At 53.8% G+C, this 21,490-nt stretch carries 16 protein-coding genes and 2 tRNA genes; 17 read left to right on the forward strand and 1 reads right to left on the reverse strand.

The window, feature by feature from the left end:
- The 10 genes from Q7U71_10985 to Q7U71_11030 all read left to right on the forward strand — a co-directional run.
- Window positions 1–493, forward strand: a 493-nt coding sequence (locus tag Q7U71_10985; protein MDO9392281.1) for a hypothetical protein, incomplete at its 5' end; no start/stop codon positions are given.
- A 17-nt stretch (window positions 494–510) separates the two neighbouring features.
- Window positions 511–1,386, forward strand: coding sequence for an AAA family ATPase (locus Q7U71_10990; GenBank protein MDO9392282.1), 876 nt, complete (start codon window positions 511–513; stop codon window positions 1,384–1,386).
- Between the two features lie 142 nt (window positions 1,387–1,528).
- A complete protein-coding gene (locus tag Q7U71_10995; GenBank protein ID MDO9392283.1) occupies window positions 1,529–4,081 on the forward strand; it encodes a tetratricopeptide repeat protein in 2,553 nt (850 codons plus the stop codon).
- Between the two features lie 12 nt (window positions 4,082–4,093).
- Window positions 4,094–6,427 (forward strand): DNA internalization-related competence protein ComEC/Rec2, encoded by a 2,334-nt coding sequence (locus tag Q7U71_11000; GenBank protein MDO9392284.1) that lies wholly within the window; start codon window positions 4,094–4,096, stop codon window positions 6,425–6,427.
- Window positions 6,428–6,735: 308 nt separating this feature from the next.
- The gene (gene tnpA / locus Q7U71_11005) at window positions 6,736–7,155 is read left to right on the forward strand and encodes an IS200/IS605 family transposase (protein MDO9392285.1); all 420 of its coding nucleotides are present in this window, start codon (window positions 6,736–6,738) and stop codon (window positions 7,153–7,155) included.
- 236 nt (window positions 7,156–7,391) lie between these two features.
- Window positions 7,392–7,718, forward strand: coding sequence for a hypothetical protein (locus tag Q7U71_11010; protein MDO9392286.1), 327 nt, complete (start codon window positions 7,392–7,394; stop codon window positions 7,716–7,718).
- A 196-nt stretch (window positions 7,719–7,914) separates the two neighbouring features.
- On the forward strand, window positions 7,915–8,715 hold the full coding sequence (locus Q7U71_11015; GenBank protein MDO9392287.1) for a DUF4258 domain-containing protein: 801 nt from the start codon (window positions 7,915–7,917) through the stop codon (window positions 8,713–8,715).
- A 109-nt stretch (window positions 8,716–8,824) separates the two neighbouring features.
- Window positions 8,825–10,441: a CTP synthase gene (locus tag Q7U71_11020; GenBank protein MDO9392288.1), complete on the forward strand. Its 1,617-nt coding sequence runs from the start codon at window positions 8,825–8,827 to the stop codon at window positions 10,439–10,441.
- Window positions 10,442–10,538: 97 nt separating this feature from the next.
- Window positions 10,539–11,792, forward strand: a complete 1,254-nt coding sequence (locus tag Q7U71_11025; protein ID MDO9392289.1) for a redoxin domain-containing protein — start codon at window positions 10,539–10,541, stop codon at window positions 11,790–11,792.
- A 201-nt stretch (window positions 11,793–11,993) separates the two neighbouring features.
- Window positions 11,994–12,068, forward strand: a tRNA-Gly gene (locus Q7U71_11030).
- A gap of 167 nt (window positions 12,069–12,235) precedes the next feature.
- Here Q7U71_11030 and Q7U71_11035 read toward each other — a convergent pair.
- Complete coding sequence (locus tag Q7U71_11035) at window positions 12,236–12,544, reverse strand: DUF3467 domain-containing protein (protein ID MDO9392290.1); 309 nt, start codon at window positions 12,542–12,544, stop codon at window positions 12,236–12,238.
- Window positions 12,545–12,689: 145 nt separating this feature from the next.
- On the opposite strand from Q7U71_11035, the gene Q7U71_11040 reads away from it, so the two are divergent.
- From Q7U71_11040 to Q7U71_11070, 7 genes are all read left to right on the forward strand, one after another.
- Window positions 12,690–14,078, forward strand: a complete 1,389-nt coding sequence (locus Q7U71_11040) for an MBL fold metallo-hydrolase (protein ID MDO9392291.1) — start codon at window positions 12,690–12,692, stop codon at window positions 14,076–14,078.
- Between the two features lie 114 nt (window positions 14,079–14,192).
- Window positions 14,193–14,269 (forward strand) — tRNA-Arg (locus Q7U71_11045).
- Window positions 14,270–14,329: 60 nt separating this feature from the next.
- Window positions 14,330–16,291 (forward strand): DUF2723 domain-containing protein, encoded by a 1,962-nt coding sequence (locus tag Q7U71_11050; GenBank protein MDO9392292.1) that lies wholly within the window; start codon window positions 14,330–14,332, stop codon window positions 16,289–16,291.
- A 111-nt stretch (window positions 16,292–16,402) separates the two neighbouring features.
- Window positions 16,403–18,718, forward strand: a complete 2,316-nt coding sequence (locus tag Q7U71_11055; protein MDO9392293.1) for an Ig-like domain-containing protein — start codon at window positions 16,403–16,405, stop codon at window positions 18,716–18,718.
- A gap of 122 nt (window positions 18,719–18,840) precedes the next feature.
- On the forward strand, window positions 18,841–19,839 hold the full coding sequence (gene holA, locus Q7U71_11060; protein MDO9392294.1) for a DNA polymerase III subunit delta: 999 nt from the start codon (window positions 18,841–18,843) through the stop codon (window positions 19,837–19,839).
- Window positions 19,840–19,863: 24 nt separating this feature from the next.
- Complete coding sequence (locus Q7U71_11065) at window positions 19,864–20,895, forward strand: hypothetical protein (GenBank protein ID MDO9392295.1); 1,032 nt, start codon at window positions 19,864–19,866, stop codon at window positions 20,893–20,895.
- A gap of 95 nt (window positions 20,896–20,990) precedes the next feature.
- Window positions 20,991–21,490, forward strand: a 500-nt coding sequence (locus Q7U71_11070) for a hypothetical protein (GenBank protein ID MDO9392296.1), incomplete at its 3' end; no start/stop codon positions are given.

Raw genomic sequence — 21,490 nt, forward strand, 5'->3', positions numbered from 1 at the left:
CAACTACAAGGACGTGGCCCAAAGGATGCGGAACCTGCTGGAGAAGAACGCCCAGGCTCAGCCAAAGAACCAGCCATCACAGTTGCCGCCCGAAGCTGTGCCGGTGACAGAAATAATAACAGAAACTGGTCCACCGTTGATTGAACAGGAAGAACCGAACGTCTTAGAAGAAGAGCCTGCCATAATAAAAGAACACACCCAACCAGAACCGGAAACGACAATAGAAGAAGCCGGACTGGAAGAGGAATACCAGGAGTTGACGGCTTTTCAGGCCCAGGCGGAAGAAACCCTGGAACCGGAAATAGCCGGTTTGGACGAAGAGGTTCAGGCCGAGGAGACTTTCGGGGACGGCACGGTGGAAGTGATAATGGACCAGCCGCCCAGTTTGGCTCCCAAAACAGAACCAGATAAAACACTCCGGCCGGCCCCGGCCAAAACACAGGATGACGAACCTTACTTGGGGTCCAACCAACAGGGGCTTTCATTTTTGTAAAGCTTTTAAGGAGTTCCATGGATTACGAACGTTTTTTCAAACTGAGCGCAGATCCTTTTTCCAACGTGCCCGACAGCCGGTTCTATTATGACAGTCCCCAGCACAGCAACGCCATCATGCGGCTGGCCCACGTGGCCGAGCGGATGAGGGGCCTGGGGGTGCTGATCGGGGAAGTGGGCTCGGGCAAGACCATGCTGGCCCGCCGTCTGCTGGACATCCTGCGCGAGGACGGAAGGTTTGAAACTTCGCTCCTGATCCTGACCCACGCCGAGTTCAGCCCCATCTGGTTCCTGCGCCGGATCGGATCGCTGCTGGGGGTCAAGGAACTTTCCGAGGACAAGACCCAGGTCTCTTCGGCGGTGGCCCGGCGGCTGATGGAAATCCACGCCGAAGGCCGCAAGCCGGTGATCCTGATAGACGAGGCCAATCTGCTGCGGGGCCAGGCCATTTTGGAGGAAGTGCGGGGACTGCTGAACCTGGAGCTCTCGGATGTCCGGCTGATAACCTTCATCCTGTTCGGCATGGCCGAGATCGAGCAGAATCTTTTGGTGGACTCTTCGCTTAACCAGAGGGTGGCCGTAAAATATTACCTGGACGCCTTGGACGAGGCCGCCATCAAGGAATATGTCCAGCACCGGCTGGTGATCGCCGGGCGGGAGGAGGAGCTTTTCACCGAAACGGCTTACGAGCTGATCGCCCGTTATTCCCAGGGCCATCCCCGGTTGATCAACGCCATCTGCGACAACTGCCTGATAGAGGGATATCTTTTGGAAAAGGACATGCTGGACGCCTCGGTGGTCCAGACGGTGGTCTATAACCTGGGGATCGACCGGGGACATGAGGAACAGGCCCCGGCCAGTGAAACAACGGCGGGCAGCGATTACCAGTTCTAACGCGATTTTTCCGGCCACCAAGACACCAAGGCACAAAAAATAACTGATAGTTAACAATTTACGAATTTGGTGTCTTTGTGACTTTATGGCTATTTGTAAAGTTTTAATGCAAACAATAAATCTTCCAATATATTGAAATTAAGTGGCAAAAGTTGATCAAATAAGGACCAAGGCCGCCGAGTTCTTCCAAAAGGGAGATTATGCCAAGGCGGTGCTGGAGTACAAGAAGGTGTTGGAGCTGGAGCCCGGCAACGCCAGCGTGTACAATTTCATCGGGGACGCCTTCGTCAAGCTCAACAACATCGACGAGGCGGTCACCAATTACATGGAAGCCGCCAAGGGATACGGCAACGATGCCCTGTACAACAACGCCATCGCAGTCTGCAAGAAGATCCTCCGCAGCCGGAAGGATGATCCCGAAATATACAAGATGCTGGGCGATCTGTACATCCAGCAGGGCCTGATCAACGAAGCCATCACCAACCTGCTGGAGTACTCGGAACGCAAGATCAAGGAAGGCAAGCCCGACCTGGCTTTCCCGGTATACCACCAGATAGTGGAACTCAATCCCCAGAACCTGGCCATCCGCTCCAAGCTGGCCGACATGTATCTTTCCCAGAAGCGGGTGCCCGAGGCCATTGAGGAGTTCACCAAGCTGGCCCAGGCCTACCGGGAGAACGGCCGGATGATCGAGGCCGAGGCCATCGACGCCAAGGTCCGCAGCATGAAGGGCGAAACATCCGCACCGGCGCAGGCTGCGATTGCTCCTGCCCCGGCGCCCGCGATAAATCCCCAGCAGGTGATAGACGAGCTGACCCATCATGCCAACCCCGAGATCCAGCTGGAGGTACCGCCCCAGCGGGAAAAACCGGCCATGGAGATTCCCGCCCTGTCGATCCAGCGGGAGCCCGAGAAACCGGCCGCGCCTGAACCGCCCAAACAGGACTGGGGAACCAACGTGGAACTGGGGGACCTGCTGGTGGAGATCGGCTCCACCCAGGAGGCCCTGGACCAGTATCATACCGCCGCCAACGGCTACCTGAACGACGGCAACATCACCAAGTCCATTGCCATTTACAAGAAGATCGCCGAACTGCAGCCGCTGGAGCTGAGAAGCCGGCAGAAGCTGGTGGAGATCTCCCTGCAGGCCAACCAGCCCGAAGCCATGGTGGACGCCTATCTGGGTCTGGCCGAGTGCCTTTACCGCCGGGAGCTCAAGGAACAGGCGGCCGCTGTCTATCAGAAGGTGCTGGAGATAGACCCGGTCAACGAGACCGCCCTGGAAAGCCTTTCCCTGCTGCTGCCGGAGATGCCCGAAGGTTCAATGGATACGCCGAGCTTCCAGGCCCAGCCCGAACCCAAGGCGCCGCCAAAACCAATTGCTCCGCCAGCGCCGTCCATAAATATCCAGCCGCCTTCGATAACCATTCAACCGCCTGAGCCGGAGCCCGCCCCGGCCGCAGCCACCGGTTTTGATTTTTCATCCATTCAGCCAGCCACACCGCCGCAGATGGAACCGGCTGTTTCCGAAACCCCCAGCTGGCAAATGCCGGTTCAGGAGCCGGGAACCGGTCCGGCCGATCAAGGCTTCATGCATTCCCAGCCGGCGGAGGAACAAGAAGAAGAACACAGCCATCTGACCTCCGAACCCCAGGGCGGCCAGCCCCCCCAGGACGACAATGTCCACTGGGGACGGGAGATGGTGGAAGGGGGCCGGCAGTCGCGGGTCAAGTTCAGCGTGGCCGACGACGACCAGTCCCAGGCCCCACAGGCCCAGGAGGAGTACCTTTCCCTGAACGACATCCTGGCCGAGTTCAAGGAGGGTGTCTACCAGAGCATCAAGCAGGAAGATTTCCAGGGGCACTACGACCTGGGCATCGCCTACAAGGAGATGGGACTGGTGCAGGAAGCCATTGCCGAATTCCAGATATCATCCAAGGGAGACAAGGAGAGGCTCAAGTCCTTTGAGATGCTGGGCATCTGTTTCATGGAACGGGGGGAATACAAGTTCGCCATCCGCCAGATGGAGCGCGGTCTGGCCACACCCGGTTTTGAGGAAGAGGCTTATATGGGCCTGCGTTATAATCTGGCCCAGTCATACGAGAACGTGGGCGAAATAGAAAATGCCGTCAAGGCCTACGAAGAAATATATTCAACCGATGTTTCATTCAAAGACGTAGCCCAAAAACTTCAACAGCTAAAGCCGGCCGCGGCATCCCCGGCCCCGAAACCAGCTCCGGCTCAGCCAGCCCGGGCTCCCGTACCGGCGCCTCCGCCGCCCCGCCCGGCGGCCCAGCCAGCTCCGCAGCCAGCGCCCCAACAAACAATCCAGCCAACAACCCAGGCTCCGCTTCAGCCCCAGCCTGCTTCTCTGCCGCCAAGACCCGCAGCTCCGGCCGCCATGCCCCGTCCTGCGCCGGCTGCACCCCAGCCCCAGTTTCAACAGCCTTCCCAGCCGGCACCCCAGCCGATGGCTCCGCCCCGGCCCAGCATAGCCCAGCCCCAGCCTCAGATGCATCCTCCGGCTGCCGCGCCGGTTTCCCGGCCGCAGCCTGCCGCTCCGGCGTATGTTCCCCAGCCGCCCGCCCGTCCCCAGGAAGAAATGCCTTCGCCTGAGATGGATGCCTCGCCCAAACCCAAGCCTATACCGTCAAAGCTAAAGAAGCCGGAGAAACAGAGAATCTCTTACGTTTAAAACGGTGTTTTGATGGACAGAACTCCGGCCCTGAAAATGTTTTTATTGTTTTCCCTCGGGATACTGGCCGCTACGGCGGTTAGTGTCCCGATTGTTTTTGCCGTCCCGGTGGCCCTGATCTTTCTGCTGCTCACGTTTGTTTTTAGTTCCCAAGACATGATATCGCAGGTTTGGCTGGCACTGCTGGTCATTGCCGCCGGATATCTAGGATATCAGATCAGGACCGCCGTAAAGGACTGCCAGTGGCAGGAGGGAAGGCCGCAGATAGCCATGGTTCAGGTGGTTTCCGAGCCGCAATCAAATGAAGGCCGGTACCGCTTCACTGCGCAGGTGCTTTCCTATCTGGACAGCAGCGATGTCTGGCAACCTGCCGGTTTCAAGCTGCTGGCCAGGGCAGGAGCCGACCCGGAACACATCCCGCATTATGGTGAAATGCTCCTGGTGCAGGGGGTATGGAACCTGCTCCCGCAAAGACGCAATCCCGGCGGGTTCGACTACCGGGCTTACCTGGACCGCAGCGAGGTCCGGGGTTCACTCAGCCTGGAGCACATAAAGCTGGCAGAGACCGGCCGGGGCGGTTGGCTGATGTCAAAGATCGTGATCCCGGCCCGGCAGTATATCCGGGGGTTGGCGGACAAATTCCTGCAGGGCGACGAGGCGGCCTTGCTGTTGGGCCTGGCCCTGGGCGAGCGCAGCGGCCTTTCGGCCAGGGTGCAGGAGGCCTTTTCCAATACCGGCACCACCCATGTGCTGGCGGTCTCGGGTCTGCATGTGGTGCTGGTGGCCTTCATCCTGTTCCTGATCCTGAGGATTTTCCGGGTTCCCCGGCGCTGGGCGGCTTTGGGGACCTGCTTCGGGCTGGTGTTTTACACCCTTTTGACCGGATCGCCGCCTTCCATAGTTCGGGCAACCATCATGGCCGTGGCGGTGCTGATGGGAGGGATGTTCGAGCGGCAGGGGAACGGCCTGAACATGCTGGGCCTGGCCGGTCTGCTGATCCTGTTCTTCTGGCCCCAGTCGCTTTTTGACGTGGGTTTCCAGCTTTCCTTCGCCGCCACCGCCGGGATACTGGCCGTTACCCGCCCCATCCAGAACCAGCTGTTCAGGATAACGGAGAACGAAGTCCTGCGCGAATGGCTGCTGCTGCCCCTGGCGGTCTCCCTGGCCGCCCAGATCTTCACCGCCCCGTTTCTGGCCTACCATTTCCACAAGATCCCGACCATATCGCTTTTGGCCAACCTGGTGGTGGTGCCGACCACCAACCTGCTTTTAGCCCTGGGACTGTTGATGGCCATGCTGCATCCTTTGGGCAATCTGGTGGTCTGGCCGCTGGCTGCCTCAGCCTACGCCGCCAGCTGGATATCTTTGAGGTCGGTGGAGCTGTTCGACACGGTCAAATTCGGTGTAATAACCTGGCCCAGGCCTGATTTAAGTCAAACTTTAATATATACTGTCGCTTTAATTATTGTTTTTAACTATAATAAGATAAAGAAGATACGATATATAATTATTGTATTTTTGCTGGTTGTTTTAAACGTTTTTGTCTGGGCCAAGACATTCGCAACTGATGATAAATTGAAGGTAACATTCCTTGATGTGGGGCAGGGAGATGCTGCTTTCATCCAGTTCCCCAATGGCAAGACCATGCTGATAGACGCCGGACCCAGCCAGGAGAAGTTCGACTCCGGACAGCGGACCATATTCCCGTTCCTGAAGTACCATGGTCTTGACCGCATTGATCTGGCCATCATTACTCATGGTGACGCCGACCACGCTGGAGGCTTTTCCTATCTTTTGTCCCATGTAAAGGTCAAAAAACTGATGATCTCCGGCCACCAGTGCGACCAGCCACTGTTCCTGGCGGCCATGGAGACGGCTTTGAAGACAAAGACCGACATAGATACCCTGTGGGGCTACGACACCTTGTCCGGCATATCTCCCGCCCGGGGTTTCGTCTTCTGCCAGAGGGACTCTGCCGCGGACGCCAACGAGTCTTCCATAGTTTGTTTCATCCTATACGGTCAGAAGTCTTTCCTGTTCACCGGGGACATGGGCCCGCAGTTGGAGGACACCCTGTATGCCAGGGGCCTTTTGCCCAAATGCACGGTGCTTAAGGTCCCGCACCACGGCTCGCACATCAACAACTCGCCGGCAGTGATCAAGGCCATCAACCCTGAAATGGCTGTTTTTCAGGTGGGCCAGAACAACCGGTTCGGGCACCCTTCGCCGGAGGTGGTGCAGGGATACCGGGCGGCCGGAGCGGCAATTTACCGGACGGACGAGCAGGGGGCGATAGAGATGGAGACGGACGGGAGCAGTCTGGTTGTGAGGACGATGGTGGAGTGAGGAGTCTTTTTGTCATGGTGGTGTGATATAATTCTTATAATGAGCGATAGCCTTAAGACTATCGCTACAATTCATCAAGTCCGCTGAAGCGGCCTAACCATAGGCTTTGATAAAAGCCTTGATGATTAATAGCGATATCGTTCACGGTATCGTGGATAAAGGAAATGCTAAACATCACCAGCGATAGCCTGAAGTCTATCGCTACAAGCCATCAAGTCCGCTGAAGCGGCCTAACCATAGGCTTTGATAAAAGCCTTGCTGATTAGTAGCGATATCGTTCACGGTATCGCTATATATGAGATTATAATATGCCCAAAGTCTATTCCGAGTTATATTACCACCTGACCTGGCATACCAAGGAGGATAAACCATACATCGATGCCGAGGTCGAGTGTTTTCTGTTCTCTTGCATTGGGCAGAAATGTAAACAGGAGGGATACCGCCTGCTGGCGATCAACGGCATTGAAAATCATATTCACGTTTTGCTATTATTGCAACCGGCACAGGCCGTTTGGGAATCGGTGAACCTTCTTAAAGGAAGTTCTTCGCATGATGTCAATAAACATTTTGATGGGAAGAAAAAGCTTTATTGGCAAAATGGTTACGGTGTTTTTACCTTTAGAAAACAAGATTTACCGGCGTTAACAAAATATGTCAACGAACAAAAACAGCATCACCACAATGGTACGACACAAAAGGATTTTGAAATTCCGGAAAATCAGCGATAGCCTGAAGTCTATCGCTACAAGCCATCAAGACCACTAGTGTGGCCTGGTATTAGGCTCCAATGAGCCTTGATGATCAGTAGCGATACCGTTCACGGTATCGCTATAACGAAATGGAGACGGACGGGAGCAGGCTGGAAGTGAGGACGATGGTAGAGTGATGAGATATATGTGCACAGCAATCAATAATAATCAAATTTAATTAACTGGTTTACATTTAAAACTTATTTGAGGGGACAATGAAACAGTTATTATGGTTCTATTTGGTAACAATACTGATTGTTACTGGTTGTTCATCAAAAATAAAAAACGGAACATACCTTTTAGATTATGCTTATAAGGGAACTGAGTCAAATACAATTGGAGAACAAGACCAAGAGTTACAGATAGAAAATGATAAAATAACATTGGTCGTTTATGAACCTTATATTGCACCTCTAAAAGGTACTATAAACAAAGATAAAATAATATTTGTAAATGGGGATACCTTATTATATAAGAAAACAAAAGACGGCTTGCATACATATCATGACGGATTGGTCTACGTTTGGTATTACAAAAAATAATTATCGCTACGATCCATCAAGTCCGATGGTGCTGCCTATTATTAGGCTCCAAGGAGCCTTGATGATTAGTAGCGATACCGTTCACGGTATCGCTATAACGAAATGAAGACAGACGGGAGCAGGCTGGAAGTGAAGACGATGGTGGAGCAATAAGCAAATTTAGAAAATCTAAAATTAATTATAAAAGGTAAAAAACATGAAACGAATAGTTAGTTTTCTCTGTTTATCTTTCCTTGTTATGGGTTGTATGCCGTTCACGATGTTGTGGTATATACCACATGGCAATGAAATGGTCATGAGCGAAGGAATGTCAATAAGTATTAAAAATAAAACTGGGGTCATACGTATTGAGGCTTTGGGCAACCTAACTCGAAAATTCTTTTGGGATGGCAATGTAGACCAAACAAAAATGACCTATCGGGAAGGCCGTTGGTTTGGTAACTATGGTGCATACAGCCCAGGTGGTAGAAGTGATGTCCATATTGTTATTGAAGAAGGGCAGCAGCATTTTTGTTCACAGCTGGAAGCTGAAGAATGGTTGATGATACAGGATCCCAAAATGAATTATATTTTCACGAAAGACGGCTTGGCGGTAGGGTGGTATAAAGAATTTAATAGAATAAAAGATGGTTTTCCGGATATATTGCTTGTAGATGTTATACAGGTTTATATATCCGGTATAAAACCTGTTGATTTAGCTAATGCCCAGGATAGTTTATTTACTGTTACATTTAGCAAAGATTATATTGATAAAGTCAAAATCGGGCAATTTCAACCGAGTATACCTAAAATGATTGGCCAAAGAATGTATTCTGGTATATCAATAGATATAATGAAGGAAAGGGGAATTACAGCAGAACAAGTAGAAAATAGTATAGCAAAAGGTGAGATATTAAAAAAGGGCGATTTTGTATCCTATATATATTTTAAACGAGGCGAAGACTTAGTATGGGCAACTATTGATAAGGATGGACGCGTTGTGCTTGTTGGGAATTGAAGAGCAGAGCTATTTACAATATTAAATTTGCCTTACCAATATTCCATTGACAGAATTTCTAATTTAAGGTAAACTTAGCGCTTGTTTTAAATAATCATATCGGAGATACATGAAACGCAAGGTCAAGTTCATTTTCGTCACCGGGGGGGTGGTCAGCTCGCTGGGCAAGGGAATTGCCTCTGCCAGCTTGGGCTATCTGTTAAAGGCCCGGGGGCTTAAGGTCAACATCCAGAAGTTCGATCCCTACCTCAACGTGGATCCCGGCACCATGAGCCCGTTCCAGCACGGCGAGGTTTTCGTCACCGACGACGGGGCCGAGACCGACCTGGACCTGGGGCACTACGAGAGGTTCATAGACCGGCCGCTTAAGAAGGAGAACAACCTGACCGCCGGGCAGGTCTACGAGACCGTGATCACCAAGGAGCGACGGGGAGATTACCTGGGCAAGACCGTCCAGGTGGTGCCCCACGTTACCAACGAGATCAAGGCCCGGCTGCTGAAGCTGGCCGACAATCCCGACGTGGACGTGCTGATCACCGAGATCGGCGGCACGGTGGGCGACATCGAGGGCCTGCCGTTCCTGGAGGCCATCCGCCAGTTCCGGCTGGAGGCGGGGAGGGAGAACTGCTGTTACATCCACCTGACCCTGGTGCCCTACATCCACGCCTCGGGCGAGCTCAAGACCAAGCCCACCCAGCATTCGGTCAACAAGCTGCGGGAGATCGGCATCCAGCCCGACATCATCATCTGTCGTTCTGAAAAACCGCTGGACAAGGACATCAAGGAAAAGATCGGCCTGTTCTGCAACGTGATGGCCGAAGAGGTGATCGAGGCCATAGACGTGGAGAGCATCTACGAGATACCGCAGCACTTCCACCAGGACGGCCTGGATGAGATAGTGGCCCACAAACTGGGGGTGGGCTTCCACAAGCCGGACATCAGCGAGTGGCTGAACATGCTGAAGAACCTGAAGGAGCCCAAAGGCGAGCTGACCGTCGGCATCTGCGGCAAGTACGTGGACCTGCACGACGCCTACAAAAGCATCATCGAATCCCTGCTTCACGCCGGGATACACAACCAGGTCAAGGTAAAACTGGACTGGATAGACACCGAAGCCCTGAATCCGGGCAACCTGGCCGAGCGGCTAAAAGACTGCCAAGGACTGCTGGTCTGCCCCGGTTTCGGCGAGCGGGGGGTGGAGGGCAAGATCCTCTGCGCCAAATACGCCCGGGAGAACAAAGTGCCCTATTTCGGGATCTGCCTGGGGATGCAGGTGGCGGTGATCGAGGCCACCCGGAACCTCTGCGGCCTGCGCAATGCCAATTCCACCGAGTTCGTCAAGGACTGCCAGGACCCGGTGATAGACTTTTTGCCGGAACAGCGCCAGGTTAAGAACATGGGCGGGACCATGAGGCTGGGGGCCTATCCCTGCCGGTTAAAGACCGGCACCAAGGCGTTTGCGGCCTACGGCCAGGAGGAGATCTCCGAGCGCCACCGGCACCGCTACGAGGTCAACAACGACTACATCGGCCGGCTGGAAGAGAAGGGCATAGTCTTCTCCGGCAAATCCCCTGACGGGATGCTGATGGAGATGATGGAGGCCGAAGGGCACCCCTGGTTCGTGGGCTGCCAGTTCCATCCAGAGTTCAAGTCCCGGCCGATGCGGGCCCACCCGCTTTTTAGGGAGTTCATCCGGGCGGCCAAGGAATTCAAGGCTGGCAAGTAAAACAGATACTTACGAACCTTGCCCACTAAAAACACGAAATGGCGCGAAATATTTTTTTAATTTATCTTCATTGATCTGCGGATAGTAAGGAGAAGTAATGAAGCAAGTTCCTTTCCTTTTGAAACTGATGATGGGCCTGAGCCTGGCCGCGGCCATCGGCTCATCCATGATCTGGTTTGACCGCCAGAGCAAGCTGATGAAGATGTCCGAGCAGCTGGAGGCCGAGGGCGACCCGGGCAAACGGATTGAGCTGGCCAAAGGATTCCTGAAAAACACCGCCTGGCTGGACAAGAATGTCCAAAAAGGGTTGTATGTCATCATTGCCCAGAACCATTCCCAGCTGGGCCAGGGGCCGGAGATGGCTGAAGGCTTCAAGTCCGCGATAGCGATCGATCCCAAAGACCACAATCTGCTGAACAACCTGGCCTACGAGTTGGCCAAGAACAAGACCGATCTGGATTCGGCCGAGGCCTATTCCAAAAGATCGATTGACCTGGCCCGGGAGGGTTTCAAGGCCAAACCCTGGGATGTCCCCCAGGAACGCTGGGACAGGACCAAGTCCCAGACCATCGGCAATTATCTGGACACCTACGGCTGGGTGTATTACCAGCAGGGAAATTATTTCAAGGCTTTGGAACGATTGCTGGAAGCCTTTAGATACATTCCCGAACCCACCATTGAATATCATCTCGGCCTGGCCTATTACCAGACCGGACAGCTTGATTCAGCCGTAACCCATCTGGCCGATGCCTTAGCCGGGCAGGTGGAGGATCCCCAGAAGGCCAAAGCCGATTTTGAAACGGTCTATCTTGCCCGGTATAAAAGCAAAAAGGGCCTGGAGGATCTTTTGACCAAGGCCCGGGATAAAAAGACGGCGGAGGAGATCAAGGCTGATTCAACCTCGGCCGCAACGGTGGTCGGCAGGCCGGCTCCGGAATTCAGCCTGCCAGACCTTGATGAAAAGATGCACAAGCTTTCGGACCACCGGGGCAAGGTGGTGGTGCTGGATTTTTGGGCCACCTGGTGCCAGCCCTGCAAGCTGAGTTTGCCCCTGGTGGACAAGGCCTTTCTGGCCAGCCAGGACAAAGAGGTCCTGTTCTTCGCCGTGAACCTGGAGGGAACCGACAAGAAGGACATGGTGAGATCTTTCTGGAGCCAGAAGGGCTATGGCTTCCCGGTCCTGATGGGAGGTATGATGGGCAACGGCATAGACAAGGTCTACCAGATTACCGGGATCCCCACCACTTTTGTGATCGACAAAGCCGGCATCATCAGATACCGCCACATCGGCTACCGGGATAACCTGGACCAGCTTTTGACCAAGGAGATCGAAGAATTGCTGAAGCAATAGTAAACCATACAAAAATTACCTTACCACGGAAACACTGAAATATCGAAAGGGAGAAGTGGGAAATAAAGAGTCAAACGGCAACGTTCCGTGTTTCCTATAGTTCTGTGTTTCTGTGGTTAACCCAGTTGGAGTCTTGATCTGAGTCCCCAGACCGCCAAAGGATTGACAAATTTCCCCAAATCTTGTAAAATCAGTATCGTTGCGGGTGTAGTTCAGTGGTAGAACGTCAGCTTCCCAAGCTGAATATTGTGGGTTCGATTCCCATCACCCGCTCCATGTAATAAGAAAAACCGCCCGATATAATATCAGGCGGTTTTTCTGTTACGTAACGGTCGATTAAAAAAAACCGTAAATCATGTAAATCCGCTTACGCTTCAATGCCGGCCTTCTTCAAGAGCCATAGCTTCAGCGGAGGCGCTCCTGTCTTGGTTAAATCAGCGATCTTATGACTTATCTCCGACCTTAAAGCCGATCTCCTTGCCCTCCGAAGCGAAGGTCTTAATGGCCCCGAACTGGGCCTCGTATTTCTTGATGTTCTCCTCCAGCGCTGCCATGAACGATTTGACATGCTGGGGGGTGGTCACGATCCTGGCATAGACCTTGGCCTTGGGGATCCCGGGCAGCAGCCGGGCAAAATCCAGCACGAATTCCGATGGGGAGTGGGAGATGAAGGCCAGGTTGGAGTATATGCCCTCGGCCTCTTTTTCGTTTATCTCTATGTTCACCTGCTGGGGATGGGGGTTGTTTTCCATTTTGTCCTCAATTTATTTGATTTATTGTTGCTTGCATTGTATCAAAAACCATTCATGGCTGTCAAGCGTATTAAAATCGTTGAATTAGTTTTGATAACGGTGTATAATTACTTAACGCTGAATTATGAATTGATATGGGAACAAAATGAAGATCACTTTTTACGGGGCGGCCCGCACCGTTACCGGCTCGATGTATGTGATAGAGGTGGGCGGCAAGAACCTCCTGCTGGAATGCGGGATCCATCAAGGACGCAGGGAAGAGAGCGAACAGAGGAACCAGAAACTGCCGTTCGACCCCGCCAAGATAGACGCCATGATCCTTTCCCACGCCCATCTGGACCACAGCGGCAACATCCCGACCCTGGTCAAGCAGGGCTTTGCCGGGGACATCTCCATGACGGCGGCCACCCGTGACCTGCTGGGTCTGATGCTCCGCGACTCGGCCCATATCCAAGAGTCCGATACAGTCTTCGTCAACAAAAGGAGAAAGCGGGACGGCCTTCCCCCAAAAGAGCCCCTGTACACCATGGTCGACGCCGAAAAAGCCCTGGATTCCTTCGTCAGCTATTCCTACGAAAGAACCTTCAGCCCCATGCCGGGGGTCAAGGCAGTGTTTCACGACGCCGGGCACATCCTGGGTTCGGCCATGGTGGACCTGGAATTGACCGAGAACGGAAAGACCAGGAGGTTCTTCTTTACCGGGGACCTGGGGCGGAAGGGCCTGCCCATCATCCGCGACCCCTATCAGCCGGAAGGGGCCGATTACCTGATGATGGAAAGCACCTACGGCGACCGTCTGCACAATCCCATAGAACAAAGCATTCAGAAACTCCAGGACCTGGTGCGCCAGGTCTGCCAGCGGCGGGGCAAGGTCATCATCCCAGCCTTTTCGGTGGGGCGGACCCAGGAGGTGGTTTACGAACTGCACAAGATGTTCGAGGCCGGCACGCTTCCCCGGGTGCCGATCTACGTGGACAGCCCGCTTTCAACCAACGTTACCGGCATCTTTAAACTGCACCCCGAGTGCTTTGACGCCGAGACCCGGGCCATGATCACCAATCACGATGATCCCTTCGGCTTCGGTCGGCTGACCTACGTCACCAATGCCGAGGATTCCAAGAAACTGAACTTCTTGAAGGAGCCGGCCATCATCATCTCGGCCTCGGGAATGTGCGAAGCCGGGCGGATCCTGCACCACCTGCGAAACTCGGTGGGAGATCCCAGGAACGCGGTTCTGATCGTGGGCTTTCAGGCCGAGGGGACCCTGGGCAAGAAGCTGGTGGACAAATGGCCTTCGGTCCGGATCTTCGGCGAGGAGCACCAGGTGAAAGCCCAGGTGGAGGTGCTGAACGGATTTTCGGCCCACGCCGACAAGGATGAACTGCTGGGCTTCGTTCGGCAGGCCAAGAACGGATTCGGGCAGCTCATTTTGGTCCACGGCGAGGAAAAACAGTCCCTGATCTTTGCCCAAGGGCTGAAAGACCTGGATCACAAGGTGGAAGTGCCGGTTCCCGGACAAAGCATGGAGCTGTGATTAAATACTTGACTTTAGTCAACCGGTAAAGTTATAATTACTGTTTACTGATGATTTTAAAATTTCCCGGATCGATCCTTAAGTCTTGAAACTATGACCATGTAATTAATATGTGCGCCTGTAGCTCAATTGGATAGAGCGTCGGCCTCCGAAGCCGTAGGTTACACGTTCAAGTCGTGTCAGGCGCACCATAATGTAAGTTCAAAACGGACAATTCATTCAGTATGAACAAATTTTTATCACGGTTCATAATGACGAGCACCCGCCCGCGATCCGGGGCCTGGCTCGTCTTTTTTGTTGTCCTGGCGGCCTATGTCCTGACGGCGGCCCCCACCATCGGGCCCATCGATTCCGGGGAACTGTCCCTGGCGGTAAATACTTTGGGGATAGCCCATCCCACCGGGTACCCGCTTTTCACCTTGCTGGGAAAGATATGGGTCACCCTGATGTTCTGGGGCGACCTGGCCTTCAGGCTGAACATATTATCCGCTTTGATCGGCGCCTGCTCGGCCGCGTTTCTGTTTCTGATACTGCGGGACTCGGGGGTCCGGACGGAATTGGCCATAGCCGGAATATTCTTATGGGCCTTCTCGCCGGTGGTCTGGGATCAGGCCACGGTCATGGAGGTTTATGGACTGACATCCTTGCTGGGAATGATGCTGCTCTGGCTGTCGTTGAAATTCAAAAAAGAGAACGACTACAAAGCTCTGTTCCTGATCGCATTTACGGCCGGGCTGGGCCTGGGAAACCACTTGAGTCTGTTATGGTACCTGCCCGGAGTTGCAGTGATAGTTTTGGACAAACAGTTTCTCAGAGATTGGAAAAGACCGGCCTTGACGGTCTCTTTATTTGCTCTGGGACTTTCAGTCTATCTATATCTGCCCCTGCGTTCGATCAATGATCCTCTGTTGAACTGGGGAGATCCGTCAAACTGGTCAAGGTTCCTAAACCACGTCACCGGCCGGCAGTACCGGGTATGGATGTTCAATAATTCCTTATCGGAACTTTGGCATAATTTTATCCGCTTCCTGAAAATTGCCATTGCCCATCCCTGGGCATACTTCAGCTGGCTGGCAGTTCCCGGGTTCATACATCTGTTCATCAAAAATAAGAGACTGCTGGCGGCCTTGGCCGCGATCACCCTGGCTTCGGTCTTTTACGGCATCAATTACAGCATACCGGACATCGCCGCCTATTTCCTGCCGGCTTTGGCCGCGCTAAGCATCACTGCCGCCATGGGGTTGCAGGCCTTGTCGGAGCTGGCCTCGGCCAGGATCGGACTGAAAACCTCAAGGGCATTCTGTTGGGCGGCCTTGGCATTGGCATTGGCAGTGCCAGCATTTAACTGGAAACAGGCAGACCGAAGCCGGGATCACTTTACGGTTGATTTTGCCAATGACATCATGGTCTCGGCCGGGCCCAATGCCGTGATACTGACCGACAACTGGGATGTCTATGCTCCCTGCCTTTATCTGCGTCACCAGCAGGGCCTCCGGCCCGATGTGGTGATCATCGACAAGGAACTGCTGCGCCGTAGCTGGTATTACCGCTATCTGCAAAAGCAGTATCCCGAATTCTATGAATCCTGCCGGCCGGAGATAGCAGCCTTTCTGCCGCAGCTGCATCTTTTTGAGTACGGCCAGGCCTACGACCCGGCTGAGATCCAATCCCGGTATGTTGAACTGCTCAACGCCCTGGTGCTGCGCAATTATTATGATATGCCGGCCTACCTGACCAGGGCCGACCTCGGGGACGATTATCAGAATCTGGCCCAAAACTACGAACGCGTCCCCGAAGGTTTGTTGTATCGGCTTACGCTTCCGGGAGTAGTGGTCAGTTTTGACGCTGATACATTATTCTGCCAAAGGGTCAAATCCTCTGATACTTTGATTTTGTCGGACCGGGAAAGGCTGCTTTATAAGAACTATCCCAAAATGCTTTATCACCGGGGCATGTATTTGGCCCAGTATATGCAATATGCCGAGGCCCTGCCGTATTTTATCAAGGCCCTGGGATACGATGATAGGCATCCCAATATTTATATCGGCCTGGGCGGGATATATACCGGTTTGAACAGGGTGGAGGATGCCCTCACGGCCTTTAACAAGGTGTTGCAGCTGGACCCGTCAAACCAGACGGCTCAGGAAAACATTGACCGCTTGATGATATTCACCCCCGGCGGTCCAAAAGGTTACAGGATGGAGATCAAATAGCCTCCTAACTTGGCCTTCCATTGGAAATGCGGTCAAACAATTACCGTTTGGCCGGGCCAAATATTACACATAAATCAATAAATCATTTTACTGTTAAATAAGGAATGTTGAATGAAAAGAACCTGTAAAATTATACTGCTGTTGATGGTTGTTTTGGCCTATACCGCCTTGGCCCAGGACACCGGCGACTACCGGTCAAAACAAAACGGCAATTGGCGCATCCTGGCCACCTGGGAAACATGGAACGGAACCGGCTGGGTGGCGACGCCTGCCAAGCCCGGTTCTGCCAACAATGTCCATATCTTGGCCGGAGACACAGTCACCTTTGCCGCCAGCCCCGACTCATGCAAAAATCTTGTGGTCGATAACGGGGGAGTGCTTAGGAGCAACAGTCTTGGCCTGCGCTATCTGCATGTGTACGGAGACTCCATCCTTAATAACGGATTATTGGGCGGTCCGACCGATACCTTATGCCTGCAGTTCTACAACGATCTCACCATTTCCGGATTTGGGACCACCGAGCTCAGCCGGATCCGGCCGGGGACCCAGTCCCGGACGCTGACCATCGGGAAGGATATAGGGCTCCACTTTACCGGTGCAGCGCTCACCAGCAACGGATTTGACAGCATGTCTTTTGTGATCGGGGAAGGTTCAGCTCTGACCTTCGGGCCATCATCCTTCTTTTCCCTCAATAACAGCGACATGGCCAACGCCTCGGTCAACGCCGACATCACCATCGCCGGGACAGTGACCCTGCAGCCGGGGATGAACTTCAATATGAGCGTGATCGCAGGCTACGAATCATCACTTACCCTCAACGGAGGCACCCTGAACCTGGGGGACAGCCTGGTCTGCAGCTCGGTCTCCACCTACGGTTCGGAAACTATCACCATCAACGAGGGAGGGGCCGTCAATTGGACGTCGGCCGACAGCCTCTACGTCGATACCCTGATACTCAACAATTCCACCGGCTTTGTGCCCGGGTTCCCGATGCGGGTGCGGAAACTCGAGCTCCGAAAGGGGTTTTATGACAACAGTGTTAAAAACCTCCGGATCCACTCCCCCGGAACCATCTTGCGGGACTCGGGCACGATAGCTGTTGCGCCCCACATAAATGACGGCGGATCCATCAACGTGGTCTACACCGGGTCCCAGGCCTTCATCAGCGGACCCGAACTTTTCGAAGCCACGCCGTTGAATTACACCAGGCTGAGGAGCCTGTACATAGAGAACGGGGCCAGCCTGACCCTGACCAAGGATATCCTGTGCACCCGCAACCTTTACCTTGACGGCAGCACCATCAGCACCGGCGCCTTTTCCATGGGGGTCAAGGACACGGCCTTCCGATATTCAGGCCACGTGATCGGCAACTACTACAGCGTCTTCGACTCGCTGCACAAGGTTGAAATGTTTCCGGTGGGAACTGGCAACGGCTACAGCCCGGTAGTGGTGGAATTCGATACCGTCTACGGCGAAGGGGCCCTGATGGTCAAGGTCAACCAGGGGACCCAGCCCCAGGCGGATCCGGTCCAGACGCTCAAGAGGTATTGGACAGTCAGACCTTATTCTCTGATGCCTGTGTCTTTTGACAGCTGTGCCATCACGTTTGCCTACCTTGACGATGATTTTAACACCGGGCTGACTCCAGCGGAAGAGGGGGGCATGGTGGCCGGCAAATATGATGGTACCTGGGCACTTCCGCAGATTGCGGCCAGGGATACGGCCGCCAATACGATAAGGCTGTCCGGGATCATCTCATTCTCCGATTTTTCCCTGGGCCGTGACAGCGCCAGCTTCTTTCCCCCGTCTGATACCGTACCGCCGTATATTATATCCACCTCACCGGCCGACGGAGCGACAGGAGTAGCGCTTGACTCTCCTGTAATAATAGCTTTCTCCGAGCCGATGGACACCGGGACCGTTGACGGTTATCCGTTTCCGGCTCACGACTTTACCCTTACCTGGAATGCCGCAGGCGACACCTTGACCATGACGCCAGATTCCCTTTACAGCCAAAATATTTTGATGTCGGTGGTGGTTACAGCTGGAACCGACCTGGTCGGCAACCCGCTGGCCAGCCTACCTGACACGTTCGTCAGCTTTACCACCACGGTGACCGGGGTGGAGGGGAAGCCGGGACTGCAGGGCTTTCGCTTTTTCCTGGGCCAGGTGGCCCCCAATCCGGTCAAGGGCCCGGCGGAGTTCCGGTTTGGGCTGGCCGAGGATCAAAAAGCCAGTCTGGAGATCTACAACGTGCTGGGACAGAGGGTAAAGACACTGGCCAACGGAATGCTGGAAGCCGGCAACCATTCGGCCATCTGGGACGGCTTTGACGGGAACGGGAGGAAGGTATCCTCGGGCGTGTATGTATACCGTTTAACCGCCGGCGATAAAAATTTAACCAGAAGGTTCACTGTGCTACGGTAGGATAAACAATAAAAGCCCTGTCTGTAAAACGGCAGGGCTTTTTTACGGATACCGGCTGCAAATTCAAATTAACTTCAAAATATTGTTGACAAATCCCTTATTAATTAGTAAACTAATATGTTATGGCAACTATTTCTAGTTTAGACGCCGATATACTTAAGTCTAAAATTCATCCGGCTTACTGTTTTGTAGGCGAGGAAGAATATCTTAAAAGTCTGTACATCAGAAAGATCGCCGGGGCCTTTCTGGGAGCCAGCGTGGAACATGGGCTGGAGGTGGTTTACGGCTCCGAGACCGACGCCAAAGAGATCATCGACCGGGCCCAAAGCCTGGGCATTTTCGCCGAAAAACGAGTGCTGGTGGTCAAGGATATCGATGCCCTTTCGCCCAAAAGCCGCAAAGTAATGCTGGAACACCTTGGCCGGGAACCGTCTCCTGATACCTGCCTGATCCTAAGTTCGTTCAAGCTTGACGCCAAGTCGGCATTTTACCGGGATCTCCAGGAAAACACGGTCTTCGTCTCCTTTGACTGCCTGAAATCCGAAAGCCTGGCCAATTGGGTGATGCAGAGATCCAAGGAATTGGGTTGCAAGACATCCCTGGCTTCGGCCCAGCTGCTGATCCAGATAACCGGACCAAGCCTGGGGCTTTTGGAACAGGAACTGCTTAAACTGTCGGCCTACCTGGAAGGCGGGGCGGACCGGGAGATAAGACCGGAACACATTAAATTGCTGGCCGGAGACACCAGCGAAGTGGGGGGATTTGAGCTGGCCGAGGCTTTGGCCAAAAAGGACCTGAAGCAATCCCTGGCCCTTTTCCACAAAATGCTGAGGACCGGGGAGGACCCGGTAAAGATGCTGTCCGGAATCAACCACAAGTTCAACACCCTGTGGCGGGTCAAGCTGATGCTGGCTCAGGGCCTTTCCCCGGAAGCAATGGGACGAAAGATGAGGATCCATCCCTACGCCTTGAAAATGGCCATACCGGCCGCCCAGAAAAGGACCGAGAGGGAGTACTGGGACCTGTTCAACGGGCTTTTCAACGCCGAACTGAAACTAAAGTCGGGATCCGGGGATCCCAGGACCTTGATGCAGCAGGTGATCTTCAAACTATCCAGTTAATCATTATTTAGAAAAGCAAAAAAGATGGCACAGGAAGTTCTGACCGGGAATGAAAGCATCGAGGAGCTGCAAAAGCTTTACGATGTTTTCACCAACAGGATCAGGCTGATCGACGAGAAGAAGGCCAACACCAAACCTGAGATATACCAAAAGGTGCGGAACGAATACGATGCCAAGCTGCTGGAGCTCCAGGTCCTGCTGGAGGAAAAGGGCGCCGGGCTGGAGGAGGCATTGAACCAGGCTTTGGCCGAAAAAGAACAGATACTTCCCCAGTTGCAGGAAGTATCCAACACCCTGGAAGAGCTGGAGCTGAGGGTGATCATCGGCGAAGTGACCGAAGAGGAAAAGGCCGCCCAGGAACAGGCCCTGCTGGCCCAAAAAGCCGAGATGGAAAACAATGCGGCCGCCCTGAACGAGAAGATCCAAAAACTGAACAGTTTTGTCAAGCCCAAAGCTCCCCAGGCGCCTGTAACACCGTCCGCACCTCCGGCAATGCCTGCGGCGCCGGCCCCGGTTCCGCTAAATCCTGTGCCGGTGGCAGCCCCGCCGCATCCGGCCCCAAGACCTCCGGCGCCCCGGCCGGTCCCGGTGGCACCACAGCCCCAGCCCCCGGCCAGACCGGTTCCGCCGGCGCCACCGGTTATGCAGGCCCCGCCTGAGCCTGTTCCTGTTGCGCCCGAACCTGTCCAGGAACTGCCGGAAGCGTTGCAGCCCCCGATGAACGAGATGGCCGAACTGGAAAAGCAGTTTGCCAGCATTTTGGGCTCCAGCTTTGGAGAAACCCTGGCCCAGCCCGCGCCGGCCATGGAAGAAGTTATGCCCCGGGCACCGGAACCGCCTGCTTTTGACATGACCCCCGAATTCCCGGCCGCCCTGCAGTCTCCGGAAGAACCTGTGGCCGAAGCCGCACCGGAAGCCCCGGCCGAGGAGGAATCCCACGAGGGCGAGCTTAAATGCCCCAAGTGCGCGGCCTATAACCGGGCAGACAACTGGTACTGCGAAAAATGCGGCAATGAGCTGCTGAGCGCCCAGGACCTTTTTGGAGGCGGAAAGTAACTATTTTGGTCTCGAATGAAAAAGCCTTCAGTATCTTTTTGCGCTGAAGGCTTTTATTCATGAATAATTCAATCATAACAAAGAGGGGGGCGGCTGTGAAAATCGTTAACATTCTGCTGGTCATTTTGTGCTTTTGTTCTGCCAGCCTGATGGCCCAGGACAAGTCGGCTTCCACCGGCAGCATGCAGTTGAAGATCGATGTCAGCGACGACAACGGCACCGATGCCATCACCCAGATCGTGACCCTTAAAAAACTCAAGGCTTCCGAGATCGAACCCTTTATCAGGGCAAGGCTTTCTCGGTACGGGGCGGTTCACGTGAACGACGCCACCAATACCATCATCATCACTGATAAGCCGCTCAAGGTAAAGGATCTGGCTTCATTGGTGCTTAAACTTGATGAAACAGGCAGCATGAATTTTCTAAGGTTGGAAACCGAAGCCATCAAATTGAAATACATTGCACCCAGCAAGATCAGACCGTATATTGAAAAACGTTTGTCGTCCGAGGGCATCATTTCTTACAACGACGAACTTAATATGCTGGTCATAACCGACCTGAAAAGCCGGATAGAGAACATCAAGAAGATACTGCC

It is taken from the genome of bacterium (assembly GCA_030655055.1).
In the GTDB taxonomy this organism is placed as follows: Bacteria; Edwardsbacteria; AC1; order AC1; family EtOH8; genus UBA5202.